This window comes from Mesorhizobium sp. LMG 17147 (assembly GCF_024297145.1).
Classification (GTDB): Bacteria; Pseudomonadota; Alphaproteobacteria; order Rhizobiales; family Rhizobiaceae; genus Mesorhizobium.
On the sequence record NZ_JANCTC010000008.1, the window covers coordinates 221,399 to 239,453 of the forward strand.

Below are 18,055 nucleotides of genomic sequence, written 5' to 3' on the forward strand. Positions count from 1 at the left end.
GCCAGCCGTTGCATCAAGAGGTCATGCGTAGCGCTCTGCCACCGGACCCACACGGATGGCTCGATGCCCATTTGCGCTGCCGCTTGCTCGTCGACGGCTATCGGTGCATCCTTGTGAATAGCCTGGCCGTGCAGTGCGGGCGAGATCACGCCGTCACGGCCACTAGTGAGGTCTTGTTCGATGGACTGCTCGGGCTGCGGTTTCGAGATTGAGGGCGGTTACGCCTTCTGTCCGAGGTGTGGCAGGCGCCAGCCCGTGCCATGCGCCAGTTGCGGCTACACCTGCGCACCTGATTTCGAGTTCTGTCCGAAATGTGGGGCAAGCGTCGGTGCGCCCGCAAAAGCCGTCGAACGGCCTGCTCCGGCACCAAGCCGGACCATTGTGCCGCCTTCTCGAACTCCGTCGCTGCTTCCGAACATCGAAAGCGAAGAAGGGCTGCATCCCGTCTCCGACGCCGATCGCCGGACCGTAACGGTCCTGTTCGCCGACCTTTGCGGCTTCACGACACTCAGCGAGCAGCTCGACCCCGAGGTCATGCAAGCGCTGCAGAATAAACTGTTCAAGGAATTGACGGCGGCCGTGCGAAACTTTGGTGGTTTCGTCGACAAATTCATCGGCGATGCACTGCTCGCTTTGTTCGGTGCGCCGGTCGCGCATGAGGACGATCCGGAACGTGCGCTTCGCGCCGCTCTCGACATGATCGCCCGGACGGCGCGGCTCGGCGAAAGCACCCCCCACTCCGGCTCGCCTCTGTTACTCCACATCGGCATAAACACTGGTCCGGTCGTTACTGGCGGATTGGGCATCGGCACCGCCAGATCCTATTCGGTGACCGGCGACACAGTGAATACGGCGCAACGCCTGCAATCGCTGGCCGCACCGGGTGAGGTGCTGGTAGGCGAGCTCACTCACAGGCTGACCCGGCATGCCTTCTCTTATGAGTCGCTCGGTGATGTCGTGTTTCGCGGCAAAGCTGGCAGCGTGCTCGTCCATCGACTGGACGCACCGTTAGCGGTGCCGCGTGCAGCGCGCGGGCTCGAGGCGCTCGGCCTCAGTGCGCCGCTAATTGGTCGTGGTGCGGAGCTCAATAGAATGCTGGCGAGCCTTGACCAGGCGTGCGGCGGCTCGGCCCAACTTGTTCGCCTCGTCGGAGAAGCCGGCATCGGGAAATCGCGGCTGGTGAAGGAGTTCGTCGCCCGCGTCGGCGACGAGGATCGTTTTCGCAACGTCGCCGTGCGGCAGGCCACGTGCTCACCGCTGGGTGAACAATCTTTTGGCGCCTTGGGCGCCGTGGTGCGCAGCGCTGCCGGGATGATGCAAAACGACAATGGCGACGAAATGCGGGGGAAGCTCGCAGGCTTGCTTGCCGATCTCGGCCTGCAGGGCGAGGAGGCGAAGCGGCTGATGCCTTTGCTCTATCATGTGCTCGGCCTTGGCGACCCCGATGCCACCTTGCAGCATGTCGAGCCTGAGCAGTTGCGGCGGCAAATTCTCTACGCAGTCCGCACAATCATCGAACGGCGGCTTGCGTTGTCGCCGCTGTTGATTGTCGTCGAAGACCTGCACTGGGCCGACGCCGTGTCGCTAGAGGCACTACGTTTCGTAATGGACAGGTTAGAACGCACGCGGTTGATGTTGCTGGTCACGCATCGTCCGGCGCCGGACAACGACCAGCTGGACTCAAGTCGGGTCAGTCACACAGCGCTCAGGCTTCCGCCGCTCAATAGTGATGACGGACGCAGGCTGCTCGCGGCGCTTTTCGGCGAGAGCTGGGTAAACTCCGCAGGAGGGCTTCTCGATCAGATCCTCGAGCGCGCGGGCGGCAACCCCCTTTTTGTAGAGGAGATCGTTCGCGGCCTTATCGATCGCGGTGTACTGATGCGAGAGGGCCAGCGATGGCGGACTGTGGCCGGCGAAGTCGCAACCGGCATCCCCGCCACTATCCAGGCGATGTTGCTTGCCCGCGTCGACCGGCTGCCCCCAGAGGTGCGCCGGTTGGCACAGGAGGCTGCGGTAATCGGCCCGCGCTTCGACGCCACACTTCTGAAATCCGTGACAGCCGACCCCGGCCGGCTTGAAGCCGGCTGCGAACTGCTTTGCGATGCGGAAATCATCGAGGAAGTTGCCGGATCAGGCTCGGTCTCGTCGCAAAGCTACCGCTTTACGCAAACATTGCTGCAGGACGTGATCTACCAGAATCTGCTCCTGCAACGCCGGACCGACATCCATGGGCGGGTCGGTGCTGCCTTGGAGCAACTGTGCGGCGACAAGCCGGAACGGCTCGAGGATTTGACCGTGCTCGGTCATCATTTCGCACAGAGCGCCGAGCGGGAGAAGGGCGCGCATTACCTGCAGGCGGCAGGCGATCGCGCTCGCATGATATACGCCAACGACGACGCCCTTCGTTTCTACGAGCGAGCACTGACAGCATTGGAAGCGATCGGGCAAACACCGCTCAAACTGGCAATTGCAGAGCGCATTGCCGATTTGAGCGGCCCGGCAGGCCGCCGCGAGGTCGCGCACCACCACTACGAGACGGTGTTGCAGGCATACCGCGAATCGGCCAATCGCGTCGCCTCGGCGCGAGTTTTGCGTAAGATCGGTCGGCTGCTCTGGGATGTCGGCAAGCGGGACAAGGCAGAACCCTGCTATGCTGAGGCGGCAGCGCTCCTCGATGGGGCGGATGCCCCGATCGAGCAGGCGCATCTGTGGCAAGAACGTGGCCGACAGGCGTTCCGTAGCGGAGATCACGCTCTCGCGGCAAAATGGGCAGACGCGGCGCTGGATTGCGTACGCAATCTGACAACGGAGCATGTCTCCGAGGTTGGGTGTGATGCCACTCTTGTGACCGCCGAGGCACTCAATACCAAGGCTGTCGCGCTGGCTCGCCTCGGGCGAAACCGTGAGGCCGTGCGTCAGATTGAGCGTAGCATTGAATTGGCCGAAGCCGCCGGTCTGCTGGGCGCGGCTTGCCGCGGCTACACCAATCTCGGCGTGCTATACACGACCATCGATCCGGCACAGGCGATGGAGGTCTGTCGGCGCGGTCTTGAAGTGGCGCGCCGTATTGGTGATTTGGGTTTCCAGGCGCGCCTCCTCGCCAATCTGGCGGTCGCTTGTTGTACTTTCACGGATCGCTGTCCAACGGAGGGCGTGCCTGCTGCCGAGAAGGCCATCGAGATCGACCGGGCGCTCGACCAGCGCGAGCACCTGCCGGTGCCGTTGATCGTGCTTGGGCAGATCCATCAGTGCAACGGCCGTCCGGACCTGGCCGTTGGTTTGTTCCACGAAGCACTGGACGTAGCCCGCGAAACGGGCGAACCCCAACTGCTGTTTCCGTGCTATGATGGTCTTGCAACGCTTAATCTCGACCTCGACAATCTGGCCGAGGCCGAACGCTACTTTTCCCTGGCGCAGGGTATTTGCGCCCAGCACGGGCTCGACCCGGAAGCGCTCGTGGTGCTGCCTTTTCTCGACTAGCCGGGGTTGGAGGTTGGAAATGTCCGCGCGTAGTGACTTGGTGCCGCTTCAACCGGGCGACCGTGCGCCGAACGTGGTACTCGACGCCATTACCCAGGAAGGCAAGATCGCGCTTGACGACTTTCGCGGACAAAAACCGGTGCTGGTCGGCCTGTTTCGAGGTCTGCATTGTGCGTTTTGCCGGCGCCATATCGCCGCCCAGGCGCGGCTTGATCCGGAGCTGCGCGAAAAGGGCGTGGAGAGCCTGACGGTGGTCAACACGCCGATCGAACGGGCGCGTCTCTATTTCCGCTACCATCCGATGCCGAATCTGCTTGCGGCCTCCGACCCTGAACGCGCTTCACATCGTGCTTTTGGACTGCCCAATCTCGAATTCACCCAAAACGAGACGAACTGGCCGTACAAGGTCTCGATGGCAGCGGCAAAGGATATGCGGGTCGACATACCAGGCGAGTTGCCCGGTCCTATGGATCCTCTTGAGGCCAGCGAAATCCTCAACAAGAAGGACCATTACGAACTGACCGAAGCCGACGAGCAGATGATAGCAACGGGACACGGACAATTGATCGGTCAGTTCCTGCTGGACCGGCAGGGGATCGTCCGCTGGAGCTTCACGGAGGTTCCAGAGGGCGGGCGATACATGTTTGGGGCGCCAAGCCCGCAGGAGCTGATGTCAGCCGTGTCCCAAGTCGCCCAATAGACTTGCGAACGAGGTAAGCGGAACGGGACGTTGAACAAAAACGCGGAACCAACTTGTTACAAATCTAGACACTGACAAGTTCACGGTTCATGCGAGCACGGCCTCGACAACCGCAACAAAGTCATCGAGCGAACGATCCCCACGAATTTCGATGCGCGGAAGGTCGATGGGATCGCAATCGAGGTCCGCCGGCCCGTGTCTGCCGCCGAAGCCGATTCGATAGCCGCACTCCTTGGCCAGCCTGCCAAGCCGTCGGTCGGTGACTGAGAAGGGTGCCGCGAACGCCGCGGTTGGCCGACCGGTCCAGCGTTCGATGAACATACGAGAGCGCAGAAGCTCGGCGGCCAAGTCAGAGCTCGACAGACCATCGATCGCGCGATGCGTCGCCAGATGGCTTCCGAAGAAGGCGCCTTCGCCGGCGAGGCGTCGCACCGTCCCGGCGTCCATAAGCGGCGTCGGCGGGCCGCTGTAGGCGTCCCACTGTGCACTTTCACCCACCAAGTCCGTCACCAGGAACACTTCCGCGGTCAGGTCGTTCGCGCGCAGGGTCGGCCAGGCATGGTCGGCAAAGTTCTGGAAGCCGTCATCGAAGGTGATGAGCACCGGGCGGCCAACGAAAGGCTGACGGTTGGCGATGAACCATTCCAGCTGCTCGGAGCTAATCGCGTGAAAGCCATTGGCGCGCAGCCATGTCATTTGGCTGGCGAATGCGGCGGGCGTGAGCCGAAAACGGGCGAGCGCGGCCGGACCTTCATCGGAGACGCTGTGATACATGAGGACAGGGATACGCTGCCGCCGCTCGCTACGTGCGACGTCGCGGCGCAAGGCCCGCGCCCCGCCCCAGACGATTTTTCGCGCGACCCCCATATCGATGCGCGCGCGGATTGGCACATGATCAATGACTGGTTCCGTCGCCACGTCACCTGGTGACAGGCGGCGGAAGCGGTCTATGCGATAGAGCTCGGTCTGGATCGATTGCTCGAGGACAAGACCTTCGGTCCCTGCCAGCGTCTCCGAGATCGCTTGTGCACCGAATGTGTTCCAGTCGAAGCCCGTCCTCTCAGGATTGTCACGTAGCACGAATGCGTGTGCGCTGATGAAGCTGCCGCCAGGCGCCAATGCCTCAACGACTTTCTTGGCGAAGCGTTGCAACTCGGCGAGATCATCCAGGTAGTAGAGCACTTCCGAACAGAAGATCAGATCCATCTCACCCGGCAGCGTATCCGCCGTGAAATCCAGTACGCCGAACTCAACATTCGGCTGATCGCCGCATCGCGCGCGCGCCCGCTCGATGGCTGTGGCGGAGATGTCAGTTGCGGTCAAATGGCTCACGCGCGGCGCCAGTTGCCGCGTGAAGTGGCCTTCCGCACAGGCCAGCTCAAGCGCCCGTCCAATGGGACCGGCAGGCAGAATTTCGAGCTGCCGCTCATATTTCTCCTGCTCATAGGACGAACCGTAATTCCAGGGATCCTCGGTCGCGAAATAGCCATTCCAGAACGACGTGCGATCCTTGTCGTGCCTGGCCCGTGCGCGGCGCAGCGCCGGGGGAGGCTCCGCAGGTTCGGTGCTCGACCGAACCAGCTCCCGCGCTTCCTCGGCCAATTGGGCGAGTTTGCCGAAGTGACTGTCCGGATCGGACCGGCCTTCAAGCCGCTCAGGGGGCACGACATTCAGGATCAATTCGATCCAATAATCCCTTGTCACTGTCCCAAGTACGCCGAATTGCACGACAGCCTCGATCTGGCCATCCATCATCAGATAGGCATAGATTTGATCGATTCCTTCCGGCATTTCGATCGAGGTCGGATTTCGCGCGTCGACACGAATTCCAAGTGTCCGCGCCAGCCTGCGTGGCGCGGCGAGATCGTCGACGTCGAGCAGCATTTGCTCAAGATGATACTGGACGCGGCGAGCCGCGTCGGGATTGTTCCAGACCTTACCGAGTTCGATGATCAACTCGGTGAGGGAGCCGCCGAACCTGTCCCACCTGGCAGCCAATTGCGCTGGCACCGACAGGCTTCCGACCGCCAGGCCATCGAAGATCACCTTGGCGATCTCTCGCGCCCATTTGCGTCCTGGCGGCAGCGCGCGCAGGGACTGCGGGTTGATCGAGCGCGAGCCGCTGCCGCAATCCGACGCGGCGTTCCACAACGCGAACCACGCGAGTGCCTCGGAGGCGGTGCCGCCGTTCGCCTCGATCGCTCCATTGGCGTGAGCCGACGCCGGGTGTTTGACCCTGGGATCGGCGGAAAAGCCGCGGGCGATCACGATTTCAGCATCTGCCAGCATCTGCGCCGAATTGCGGCCGAGCGCGTTGGGGCTGGTCCGATAGAAAGCGAGCGGCTCATCGACCATCACCCAATTTTTGCCCAGACGTGCGAGGCGCTGCCACAGGTCCCAGTCCTCGCAGGTGCGCAGCGACACATCGAAACCGCCCAACTCGACAATTGTCTCCCGGTCGACCAGCAGCGCGTGAATGGCGATGGCACGTCTGCGGGCGAATGTCTCGAAGGGCTGAATCGCAACCTCCGTTGCGATGCTCGACGGGGTGAGTTCGCCATCGGGCATCTCGCGCCGGGAACCGCAATAGGCGGCCACTGCATCGGGAACGGATTTCAGTGCGGCCAGCATTTTTGCGAGGAAGCTGGCATCCACCCAATCGTCGGCATCCAGAAACATGAGCCAGCGGCCGCGCGCTGTCGAAATCCCGCTATTGCGCGCGCCGGCGGGGCTATGCGCGCAAGAGCTCAACATCCGAAAACGGGCATCGTGCTCTACATAACCGGCGATGATTGCGGGGGTGCGGTCCATGGAGGCGTCGTCGACGATGATCGCCTCCCAATCCACTATTTCCTGATCGAGAAGGCAATCGAGTGCGCGCGCCAGCGTTACCTCCGCGTTGTGCGCAGCAACCACGATTGAAACCAAGGGATCATGCGCCACGCCGTCCTACCCGCGCCCGGTTCGAAGGCAGAACAAGATGCGTTGATCTTTCTTGGCCTGCCGGCAAGCGTTGCGCCGACGGTTTGCTCGGCATTGAAAATCGGTACCATACCGCCTTGCGGTAGCATTGTCCTGGATCATCGAGCTTTCGTTTTCTTCGGCAAGAGTCGGCGAATGTCAAAACCGGATGGCGGCATCGGATGGCAGCACTGCCCTGTCAAGATCGGGGCGAATTAGAGACAGGCAAAAGACTTGAAGACAGGCTGAATAGCAAGCGCGCATGCCTGACGGCTTGGAGCTGAGGTCGATGCGCCGGGGCATTTCCTTTCGCGCATTTCGTCTGCAAAAAGATGATCGCGGGCGAAGACACGAGCGCAAGCTGATCCGGATCGAGCCGCATGTCGAAATCTATCCGAATGGGGACGCACGAACCGACTTGAGCCGAGAAAATTCCGGCTTGCGGGCCGGCTATTTTGCTGACATGTTTATCAGTTTCTAAATTAGCGCTGTGGCAATGTCAAAAGAAGGGGCATGGGATGGCCAAGGAATCTTCGAGTACCGCTTCTTCGGCAAATAAAGCGGACGCAAATCTGACAAGTAATGCAGACGGAAGCGGGCTGAACTTCATGGCGGGCCAGGCTCGCGAGAGCGGGCCTCCCGGCGACGCCGTAGGTGTCGACAAGATACGTGATCTGCTGTTCGGCAACCAGATGCAGGACTATGACCGCCGCTTCTCCAAGCTTGAAGAACGGGTCTTGCAGCGCTTCAAGGATGTCGAATCCGAGGCCAAGCGCAATCTTGAAATGTACGAGTCAAATGCAAAGAAGCAGGTCGACTCGCTTGCGGCGCAATTGCGGAACGAAAAAGACGCGCGAGCCGACGCCGATAAGGAGATTGATCGGAATCTTCGCGAGCAAAATCAGGCGCTCGAAAAGCAGGTGCGCGCGTTGTCGGATCAGTTGAGCGAGCTTGAGCGGGAAGTCGCGGACCGGATAAATCGAAACGATCATTTGCTGCGTGAGGAAATCAAGCAAAAGAATGAAAGCATTCAGATGCTGATGGAGAAAATGTTTTCCGATCTTGGCAATGTCAAGACCGACCGAAATCTTTTGGCTGGCCTGTTTGTCGAGGTTGCAAAATGTCTAAATCAGGATCCCGCCGGCAGCAAGAACAACTCGGAGCGTACCTGGAAAGTGAGTTGATGGGACCTTGACGTCGACTGTCGACCCAATCAGCCTCCCTAAAAGAGCAGCTTCGAACGATACAGAGATTGATCGCGAGGCTCTGGCTCGCCTTTTGATCGAAATTGCCCGGAACGTTGATCCGGACTATCGTGCGCGTCTCGACGGAATCCCAACCGCCGATCCTCGCATGGAAACGCTTCGCCAGTTGCTGGTCGGCCGCGAAATTTCGGAGCTTTCACGAGTTACCCACCTGCTCGACGAACCTGAGCAGCTTGCGGCGGCAGTGGGGGGCGTCCTCTCCAGTGCAGCCGCACGGGCGTCTCACGCGCAACTCGGCGAGGCCCTTGCGCCAGTTGTCGAGAGGGCTGTGCAACGGTCCATCCAGAAAAGCCCGCGCACGCTGACGGATATATTATACCCGGTGTTTCTGCCGGCTATTCGCAAGTCGATCGGCGAAAAGATCGACCAAACCTTTCAGTCGCTGAATGAAACCTTAAGACACATATTTACTTGGCATGGGCTCAAGTGGAGATTTGAAGCTTGGAGAACGGGGGCAAGCTTCTCAGAAGTTGTTCTTAGGCATTCTCTTGTCTATCGTGTAGAACATGTCTTTCTCATTCACCGCAATTCCGGGCTTTTGATCAAGCATGTAACTGCCGAAAACGCAACCAGCGAAGATCCTCAACTGATTTCCTCGATGCTTAGTGCAATTCAGGATTTTGTAAAAGACTCATTTAACGAGAAAGAACAGAGCGGCCTGGACACTATCCGTTTCGGGGAGCTTCGTCTCTGGTCGGAAGTTGGGCCGTTTGCGACCTTGGTTGCGGTGATCCGGGGAAATCCGCCGGAGGAATTACATGAAATAATTCGCGATGTATTGCTTCGCATCCATGATGAATGCTCACAGGCCCTGGAGCAGTTTGACGGCGACAGTTCGCAGTTGGCCGGCGTCGAGACGCAGTTGCAGACCTGCGTTGATCTGAAGCAGGAGGAATCAAACCAGGGATTTCCGTGGCTGGTCCTGGCTGCAGTCCTGCTGGTTTTGATTCCCGCAGGCGGTTGGTTCTTTCTTTCTTGGCAATCCGGGCAGCGCTGGCAGGCGTATGTGTCGCGACTGGGGATCCAGCCGGGCATCATCGTTGCCGAACAAAAGGTGCACGATGGCCAATTCTATATTACCGGCCTGAGAGACCCGCTTGCCGCCGACCCGCAGTCGCTGTTGGCCGGAACGCAGGTCGATCCCGCCCGCGTTCATTCACACTGGCAATTCTATCAGAGTCTTGATCCGGAGTTCGTGTTGAAGCGGCTAGCGGCGTCGCTGGTTCCGCCGGATTCAGTACGACTTTCGATCGTCAATGATCGCATCGTTGCCGAGGGGGAGGCTCCCGACACCTGGATAGATCGGGCGCGCGCAGCAGCCCAACAACTTTCGGCAGGCGGACCGGAATTCGATATCTCCAGGGTTCGTGATGTGAGCCCCGAAGCACGCGCGGCGGAGCGCTGGCAGACTTATGTGTCGCGACTGGAGGCCCAGCCGGGTATTATCGTTGCCGAACAAAAGGTGCGCGATGGCCAATTCTATATTGCCGGCCTGAGAGACCCTCTTGCCGCCGACCCGCAGTCGCTGTTGGCCGGTACGCAGGTCGATCCCGCCCGCGTTCATTCACACTGGCAATTCTATCAGAGCTTTGAGCCGGAGTTCGTGCTGAAGCGGCTGACAGCGTCGCTCACCCCGCCGAAATCGGTTCGGCTTTCGATCGTCGATGATCGCATCGTTGCCGAGGGTGAGGCTCCCGACACCTGGATAGATCGGGCGCGCGCAGCGGCTCGACAGCTTTCGGCAGGCGGACCGGAATTCGACATCTCCAAAGTTCGTGATGTGAGCCCCGAAGCACGCGCGGCGGAGCACTGGCAGACCTATGTGTCACGACTGGAGGCCCAAGCGGGAATCATCGTCGCCCAGCAAACGGCGAGGGGCGGACATTTCTATATTTCCGGCCTGAGAGACCCGCAGGCCGCCGACCCGCAGGTTCTGCTGTCCGGAACAGGGGTCGATCCTGCCCGCGTTCATTCGCAGTGGCAATTCTATCAAAGCCTTCATCCGAAGTTCGTGGTGAAGCGGCTGATGGCGTCGCTGACTCCGCCGGATTCAGTACGGCTTTCGATCATCAAGGATCGCATCGTTGCCCAGGGTGAGGCTCCTGCCGCCTGGATAGATCGGGCGCGGGTCGCCGCCCAACAGCTGTCCGCGGACGGACTCTCTCTAGAACTCTCCGAGCTGCGTGAGTTGACCCCTCCGGAACTGACTCATTTGAGGGAGGCTATTCAAGCGGTCAACATTTTCTTCGATTCTGGCAAGGCTGTACCGGGACCAGAGCAACTGCCGGTTCTCGACAAATTGGCGAATCAGTTGAAGGAATTGGCCACGGACGCCCGCAAGGCAGGGGTAACAGCACAGTTCATGTTGACCGGCCATTCGGACGAGACGGGCCGTGAAACGGCCAAGTTGTCGATCAGCGCCGCGCGCGCGGAAACAGTTCGTGCGCTTCTCAAGAAGCGCGGCGTCGATCCGGAATTGCTCTTGGTTCGCGGCGCGGGCACCTTTGAGCCAGCGGAGACTGAAAATAGCCGAACCGGGAGCTCCGCGAACCGCAGAGTTTCGGTTACGGTAAACTTCCACTAGGCGGAGCCCAGGATATTGCAAAAGAAGATCTGCATGTTGGGCGGGTTCGCTGTCGGAAAGACGAGTCTGGTTCGCAGGTTTGTGCAAAGCATCTTTTCAGAAACCTACTTGACCACGGTGGGAGTGAAAATCGACAAGAAGAGTGTCGCATTCCCGGACAAAACCGTGGATCTGATTTTGTGGGACTTGGCCGGCGAAGACGATATCGGCTCATTCCGCGTCAGCTATGTGCGAGGTGCGAGTGGGCTCGTGCTTGTCGTCGATGGAACACGCGCTGCTACTCTTGCCGTGGCGCTCACGTTGCGCGAGCGGGCCGAGGCTGAATTCGGCGCTATGCCGTTTGTATTGCTGTTCAACAAATCCGATCTGGCCGATCGGTGGGCAATATCGGATAGTGAAATTGACGAACTGAGGCAACTTGGATGGCAAATCTATCTAACAAGTGCGCTTTCGGGTGAACATGTTGATGATGCGTTTCGTCAACTTGCTTCGATGGTCAGCAAATAAACCATGCATGTCTTGCCAAGAGAAGTTAGAAGCTGGATTTACGATTTCTTCTACAACGAGCGCTCGGTCGCATATCTAAAAATCGACGCCCAGCTTTGCGTAGCTGCGAAGGGCGGTAACGTTAAACATTACGGACTCTCGTCAGTTCGCATAGGTAAGCCTGTTGCCGAGCAGCTTGAATTCATGGAAGGTTTGTTGCCCTGCCCGGAGCTTCCATTTGATATGGACATGGTCGAACTGCCCGGCGGGCGTGTCGCGGACCTCCATCTTTTTGCTGACAATGCCTGCGTGTGGCTGCTCTTTCTTGACGCCGCTGCCGAACGCGACAATAGGCAGCGGCTTCAACAGAAGGCTTATGAAATGACGCTTCTGCAAGAGAGGGAGCGTCAACTCAACGAGAAATTACAATCGATGAACGAGGCGTTGAGGGCGAGCCAAGAGGGATTGTCGCGTGAATACCAACGCGCCGAAGCCCTACTCCTCAACATTCTTCCGGCGTCGATCGCGGAGCGCTTAAAAGCGGACGAACAAATTGCAGACAACCATGCTGACGTGAGTGTGCTTTTTGCCGACATCGTCGGTTTTACGGAAAGAGCGCGGAGCGTCGGAGCCGTAACGACGCTCGCTATTTTAAATTACTTCTTCAAGGCGGCGGATCTGCTCTCGGAGCAATACGGCTGCGAAAAGATCAAGACAATCGGCGATTGTGTGATGGTGGTCGCTGGCCTGCCCGCCGCGCGATCCGATCATGCGGAAGCCCTTGCGCACTATGCACTTGAACTGCGCAACGAGGTCAAGCGCGAACGCTTCGCAGGAGAACCGATAAGACTCAGAATTGGAATTCACTCGGGACCAATCGTGGCGGGCGTCATAGGCAAAAGGCGGTTTGCCTATGACCTATGGGGCGACACCGTTAATCTCGCCGCACGTATCCAAACGTCCGCGGAGCCCGATGAAATCCGTATTTCGGATGCAACTCATCAACTGCTTGGACCAAATTTTGCTTGCGACCCACTCGAGGAAACGGAATTGCGTGGTACAGGTCGTGTGCGAATGTGGCGGCTCCCGGCCTGATTTGCCGCATGGCAGCCCCGACTCGGAAGCGCATTGCATCTCAAGCAACATCATGGTTTCCAATGTCCGCAGCGGTGCGCGAAGCAGTTGACCACCGAGCGACCGCCAAAGGTCTGTCCTGGTCAGCTCAGGAAATCAGTTCCTGAGGTTTAACGTCGATGCCCAGTTCATAGAACGGCCGGAGACCTGGGCCGAGGTCGGAATGCCCTGCCCCCGCGGCTAAATAAACACCGCCAAGTACCCGGCGCAAGGTCCGGCTCGGAACGATGACGTCTTGCACCGCAACATCGGTTTCTTCAAGGTAGGGCAACAACCGACATAGATGTCGTTGCTTGCCGATTTGACCGGAAGGTTACAGCACGATGCCACGCATCACTCGACGATTGGGGGCCAGGAATCTGGCGCGCCCGGCACGGCGTCTCGGAGACCTGACTGCGATGCTTGCCTTGATTGCCAGGCCGCTCGTCTTTGGGATCGCCCTTTTGTTGGCTGGTCAGGCACAGGCGCAGGCGCCGGCGACGGTCCCGCCTGAAAGGGTCAAACAGCTGTTCGAGCTTCTCGACGATCCGTCAGTGAAGGCCTGGGTGGCCGAACAGCGAAATCAGGACGCCGGGTCAACGAGAGCGCCTGCCGAGCCAGGGGCTTCGCCGACCGACGCATCGTCCGGCGCCGTAGCCGCACCAGGCCCGATGAATACGATGGCATCCTCGACGCTCGATGGGATCAGGCATCATATCGAAAGAATCGTGCGAACTTTGCCCTTGCTGCCAAGCCAGTTCGCGCGCGTTCGGGCAGAGACAATGGAGGATATGTCCAGCAAGGGGCCTGCCGGCGTATTTGTGCTGATTGCGATGTTCATCGCTGCCGGCCTGGCGCTCACTTGGGCAACGTACAAGCTCACCCGCCCATTTCGTCTCTGGATTATCGCGCAACCGAAGGATACGCCGGTTGGGCGAGCCAAGAAGATTGGTGGCCGCCTGCTTTATTCCAGCATGCTGATAGTCTCTTTCGCACTGGGCAGCGCCGGCGCATTCATGTTGTTCGACTGGCCGATGCTTATCCGCGAGATTGTACTGACATTTCTGATGGCGGCAGTCGTTACATGGGGTGTGCGCATGTACGTCATGGCCACGCTCGTCCCTTCCTTCATGAACGTCGAGAACGCCGTCGAGGTTCGTGCTTTGCCGATCACCAACGAAGCGGCTGACCATTGGTCCTTTTGGCTGCCCCGGATCGTCGGCGTCTTCGCCTTCTTCGGGGCCGCGTTTATCCTCTTGCCAGGTCTCGGCATCGATCAGGACGGAATGATGGTCCTGTCACTGGGCGCCGATTTCGTGCTGCTGTTGCTCCTGCTGCTTGCCATTTGGCGTCGGCCAAGAACGCAGCGAGACGGTGCGCGCCACATCGGTCACACGGAAGCGACATGGCTATTGACTGCTTATTTCGTCGTCCTGTTCCTGCAACGTATCGCCGGCCTTAATACATACTTCTGGTTCACCTTCGCCGCGTTCTTCCTGCCTTTGGCAATCGTGGTGACGCAGCGCGGGGTTAATTTCGTTCTTCGGCCAGGTTCGGAAGATGTCGGCCGGCCCACGATCCCAGCGGTGACGATCGCTGTCATCGATCGCGGAATCCGAATGATTTTCATCCTGGTGGCGGCTTACCTTCTCGCACGTGTCTGGGGTCTGGACATGCAATCCATGCGGGACAGCGATACGACGACGACGTTCATATTGCGCGGCTTGATCAATGTCGTGGTGATTGCCCTCGCCGCCGACTTCGGCTGGTCGATCATCAAAGCTTTGATTGAACGAAAGCTGGGCATCGAAACACCGCACCCTGTGATCAGCGACGAGGACGTTCCGGTCCTCGATCCGCAACAGGCGCGGCTGCACACGCTCTTGCCGATCCTCCAGAACATTCTGCTCGCGTCGATCATCGTGATGGCGGTGCTTATGATGCTCGCCTCGCTGGGTATCCAGATCGGCCCATTGATCGCCGGCGCCGGCGTCGTCGGCGTCGCCGTGGGCTTTGGCGCACAAACCATCGTCAAGGACGTCATTTCAGGTGTGTTTTTTCTGCTCGATGATGCGTTTCGTGTTGGCGAATACATTTCATCGGGCAATTACAAGGGTACTGTGGAAAGCTTTTCGCTTCGCTCAGTGAAGCTGCGCCACCATCGTGGTCCGCTGTTCACGATACCTTTCGGTGAACTCGGGGCAGTCCAGAACCAGAGCCGTGACTGGGTTATCGACAAATTCAACATCACCGTTGGTTATGACACGGATATCGACTTCGCTCGCAAGCTGATCAAGCGGATCGGCCTCGAACTGGCGGAAGATCCAGAGTTCAAAAACTGGGTGCTCGATCCGATCAAGATGCAGGGCGTACAGGAGTTCGGCGAATACGGCATCGTGTTGAGGGTCAAGGCCACAACCAGACCGGGAGGCGCCTTCGGTATGAAACGCAAGTTCTATGTACGCCTCCGACAAGTCTTCAAGGAGCAGGGCATCGAACTCCCATTTCCGACCGTCCAGGTCCAGGGGCTACAGAACCCACATGGGGCGGAGAATGCGCCGTTGGAGCTCACACCCGAGTTGAAAATGGCCGTCGCGCAGTCGCATACCAATCGGCGCAGAAAAAAAGCTAGCACAACGGAATAGGGAAGCTGTGACACCTGCCGGTCACAGCGCCGCTTTCACGACGAAGAACGTCTTGCCGATCCGTCAGAAATTTGCGCTCTTGATTTCAAACACCATTTCGACGGTCCGCGATTGCTCGGTTTCAGCGACTATCGGTATCAATCAATCGATTTCTTTCTGACGACCGCCGGCCGAGCCGTACCGGCAGTTCCCAAAAAGACCGTCGCGAGATTTACATCGGGCTGCGGTACGCTTGAGACCGCGCCATCGGCTACCTGCCGGACGTCAGTCGCGCGAAATGGACAGTCCCGCGAGAAGCGGCGCGTACGCCGCGAGCCTGCGGGATACGAACTCCGTGAAGAGCCGCACGCGCTTCGTCTTGCGTGTCTCCCCCTGCGTGAGAAGCCAGAGCGTTCCATGCATGTGTAGGTCGGCGCCCGGCACCCTCACCAGTAGGGGGTCGGCATCCCCGACGAAGCACGGCAGTGTCGTCATCCCCAGCCCTTGCCGTACTGCAACGATCTGCGCCTCGCCGTCCGTGGTCCTGAACGGAACCCCCGTGGTGCGAACCTCACCCTCGCGGGCCCAGTCCGGGATGCCATGAATGCTTATGACGATCCACCGGATGGGATCAGACGAACCCGCACGCCATGCGGTTAGTCGATCCCGAGACATGTAGACGCCGCCGAACAGCTCCGGTCCCTTCAGGCCGTGAAGATTGAGCGGCAGGGTTTTGCGGTCGTAAACGACGCGGATCGCGACATCGGCCTCTCGGTTGGTCAGATTTGCCAGCTCGCCGGACGACAAGATTTCCATCTCGATGTCCGGATGCAGGCGCGCGAAATCGGCGAAGTCCGGCATGAGCAGGTGTGTCGCGAGGGGCGGTGCCAGCGTCACCCGCAAGAGTCCGCGTACGCCCTGGTCGCGCCCGAAGATTCGCGTCTCCAGCCGGTTCGACGACGCCTCCATCTGCTCCGCGAACTCGAGGACCTCCTCGCCCGCAGCCGTCAGGCGGTAGCCCGATGGCAGCTTCTCGAACATCTGCGCCCCCAGCCGCTCCTCCAGTTGGGCAAGGCGCCGCAGCACTGTGGTGTGGTTAACCCCGAGGCGCTCGGCGGCAGCCCGCACCGAGCCTCCGCGCGCGACGGCAAGAAAGTAGCGAACGTCGTCCCAGTCAATCATGGTGCAATCCCGCACCGCGGGGTGCGCCTTCCAAAGCCCGTATCTAACACATCGAACAGCAATATGGGCGGCCATCATAGCCTATGTCGGCGAGCGCGGCCCAATTCCGAACGGCGGACACCGGTCATAGCGCCAGTCGTCCAGCCGGATCGATTTCGCACCACCGATGTGCGCGCTTCCGCACTCAATAACTGACGCCGGCGGACCCATTTCGAGGTTCTCGGAGGCAGATGCTGTCCCGACACCACGAAAGGAGAAGTCATGGGAAAGCTTGAGGGTAAGGTTGCAGTCATCACGGGCGGATCGAGCGGCATGGCGCTGGCGAGCGCCAAGCGGTTCGTTGAAGAAGGCGCCTATGTTTTCATCACGGGCCGGAGACAGGAGGCGCTGGACGAGGCCGTCAAGCTGATCGGCCGAAACGTGACCGGCGTGCGCGGCGACGCGGCCAATCTCGACGACCTCGACCGCCTGTTCGATACAGTCAAGCGGGAAAAGGGCAGGATCGACGTCCTGTATGCGAGCGCCGGCACGGGCGAAGCTGTCCCACTGGGCGAGATTACCGAGCAGCACTTCGATGCGGCCTTCGGCCTGAATACGCGCGGCACGCTGTTTACGGTGCAGAAGGCGTTGCCGCTGTTCAACGATGGCGGATCGATCTTCATGACCGGGTCAGTTGCTTCGGTAAAGGGTTTTCCTGGTTACAGCGTGTATGCGGGGAGCAAGGCGGCGCTGCACGCATTCGCACGCGGGTGGCTCAACGAACTCAAGGGCAGGAATATCCGGGTCAACGTGCTGCACCCGGGGCCGATCGCCACACCGATGCAGGACCAGGTTCTCACCGAGGAGGCGAAGCAGATGTTCGAATCCCTGATCCCGCGGGGAAAGATGGGGCGTCCTGAGGAAATTGCGACGGCCGCGCTGTTTCTTGCTTCCGACGATTCGAGCTTCGTGAATGGGGTGGAGTTGTCTGTTGATGGCGGCTTCTCGGCCATCTGAAGGCCGGGGGAATCAATACCAACACGGATTGGAGAAGTATTATGAGCTACGCGATTGTAGGATTCGGTAAGATAGGCCAGGCCCTCGCCCACGCCTTCGCCCGTAAAAACATCGACGTGACCGTCGCGAGCCGCCGGCCGCCCGAGGCGTTGGCGCCGCAGGCTCGGGCGATCGGCCCCACGGTCGTCGCCAAGTCGCTGCGGGAGGCACTCGAGGCCGACACGATCATCTTGGCAATCCCGTTCTGGGAGCACCGCGAGGTTGCGAAGGCCCTGCCGAGCTGGGAAGGCAAGACAGTCATCGACGCGACGAACGTGTTTCCAGTCCCTGAAGAGCTGGACGGTCTCCCGTCCTCCGTCGTCATCGCGAAGGCGTTCATCGGCGCTAAGCTCGTCAAAGCTTTCAATCACCTGATTGCGGCCACCCTGGCTGCGGATCCGGTCGTTGACGGCGGCCACCGGGTCGTCTTTCTGTCGAGCGACGACGAGGACGCAACCGCTCCCGTGGCGGCCTTGGCCAAACAACTCGGGTTCGCACCCATCAAGCTGGGAGAGCTCAACGAGGGTGGCGCGCTGGTGCACGCGCGCGGCCGTACTTGGGGCCCGCTCATCTTCCAGGATTTGTTCAAGAAGGAGTGACTATCGACATCAATCGGTCGATTTTC

The 18,055-nt window shown here is 59.9% G+C and carries 12 protein-coding genes; 10 read left to right on the plus strand and 2 right to left on the minus strand.

All coding sequences use genetic code 11. The annotated features are described in order from the left end of the window. Nucleotides 1-180 precede the first annotated feature (180 nt). Both NMG46_RS17480 and NMG46_RS17485 read left to right on the plus strand, forming a co-directional pair. Nucleotides 181-3,480, plus strand: a complete 3,300-nt coding sequence (locus NMG46_RS17480; RefSeq protein WP_254818883.1) for an adenylate/guanylate cyclase domain-containing protein — start codon at nt 181-183, stop codon at nt 3,478-3,480. A 19-nt stretch (nt 3,481-3,499) separates the two neighbouring features. After that, nucleotides 3,500-4,180 carry a redoxin domain-containing protein gene (locus NMG46_RS17485; RefSeq protein ID WP_254818884.1) on the plus strand — a complete coding sequence of 227 codons (681 nt, stop codon included), beginning with the start codon at nt 3,500-3,502 and terminating at the stop codon, nt 4,178-4,180. An 87-nt stretch (nt 4,181-4,267) separates the two neighbouring features. Here the strand turns inward: NMG46_RS17485 and NMG46_RS17490 are convergent, their stop codons facing one another. After that, the gene (locus NMG46_RS17490; protein WP_254818885.1) at nt 4,268-7,123 is read right to left on the minus strand and encodes a trifunctional glycosyltransferase/class I SAM-dependent methyltransferase/polysaccharide deacetylase; all 2,856 of its coding nucleotides are present in this window, start codon (nt 7,121-7,123) and stop codon (nt 4,268-4,270) included. Nucleotides 7,124-7,403: 280 nt separating this feature from the next. Here NMG46_RS17490 and NMG46_RS17495 point away from each other — a divergent pair, with 280 nt between their 5' ends. The 6 genes from NMG46_RS17495 to NMG46_RS17520 all read left to right on the plus strand — a co-directional run bounded on the left by NMG46_RS17495 (nt 7,404) and on the right by NMG46_RS17520 (nt 15,234). Continuing rightward, nucleotides 7,404-7,622 carry a hypothetical protein gene (locus NMG46_RS17495; RefSeq protein WP_254818886.1) on the plus strand — a complete coding sequence of 73 codons (219 nt, stop codon included), beginning with the start codon at nt 7,404-7,406 and terminating at the stop codon, nt 7,620-7,622. Nucleotides 7,623-7,659: 37 nt separating this feature from the next. Then, complete coding sequence (locus tag NMG46_RS17500) at nt 7,660-8,325, plus strand: hypothetical protein (protein WP_254818887.1); 666 nt, start codon at nt 7,660-7,662, stop codon at nt 8,323-8,325. A 94-nt stretch (nt 8,326-8,419) separates the two neighbouring features. After that, the gene (locus NMG46_RS17505) at nt 8,420-10,990 is read left to right on the plus strand and encodes an OmpA family protein (protein WP_254818888.1); all 2,571 of its coding nucleotides are present in this window, start codon (nt 8,420-8,422) and stop codon (nt 10,988-10,990) included. Nucleotides 10,991-11,005: 15 nt separating this feature from the next. Next, nucleotides 11,006-11,497: a Rab family GTPase gene (locus tag NMG46_RS17510; protein ID WP_254818889.1), complete on the plus strand. Its 492-nt coding sequence runs from the start codon at nt 11,006-11,008 to the stop codon at nt 11,495-11,497. A 3-nt stretch (nt 11,498-11,500) separates the two neighbouring features. Next, the gene (locus NMG46_RS17515) at nt 11,501-12,571 is read left to right on the plus strand and encodes an adenylate/guanylate cyclase domain-containing protein (RefSeq protein ID WP_254818890.1); all 1,071 of its coding nucleotides are present in this window, start codon (nt 11,501-11,503) and stop codon (nt 12,569-12,571) included. A 437-nt stretch (nt 12,572-13,008) separates the two neighbouring features. Next, complete coding sequence (locus tag NMG46_RS17520) at nt 13,009-15,234, plus strand: mechanosensitive ion channel family protein (RefSeq protein ID WP_254818891.1); 2,226 nt, start codon at nt 13,009-13,011, stop codon at nt 15,232-15,234. A 264-nt stretch (nt 15,235-15,498) separates the two neighbouring features. On the opposite strand, the gene NMG46_RS17525 is transcribed toward NMG46_RS17520, so the two are convergent. Next, entirely contained in the window at nt 15,499-16,395 is an 897-nt protein-coding gene (locus NMG46_RS17525; protein WP_254818892.1) for a LysR family transcriptional regulator, read from the minus strand. A gap of 261 nt (nt 16,396-16,656) precedes the next feature. Between NMG46_RS17525 and NMG46_RS17530 the strand changes: the two genes are divergently transcribed. Both NMG46_RS17530 and NMG46_RS17535 read left to right on the plus strand, forming a co-directional pair. After that, nucleotides 16,657-17,391, plus strand: a complete 735-nt coding sequence (locus NMG46_RS17530) for an SDR family NAD(P)-dependent oxidoreductase (RefSeq protein WP_254818893.1) — start codon at nt 16,657-16,659, stop codon at nt 17,389-17,391. A gap of 41 nt (nt 17,392-17,432) precedes the next feature. After that, nucleotides 17,433-18,029, plus strand: coding sequence for an NADPH-dependent F420 reductase (locus tag NMG46_RS17535; RefSeq protein WP_254818894.1), 597 nt, complete (start codon nt 17,433-17,435; stop codon nt 18,027-18,029). Nucleotides 18,030-18,055 lie beyond the last annotated feature (26 nt).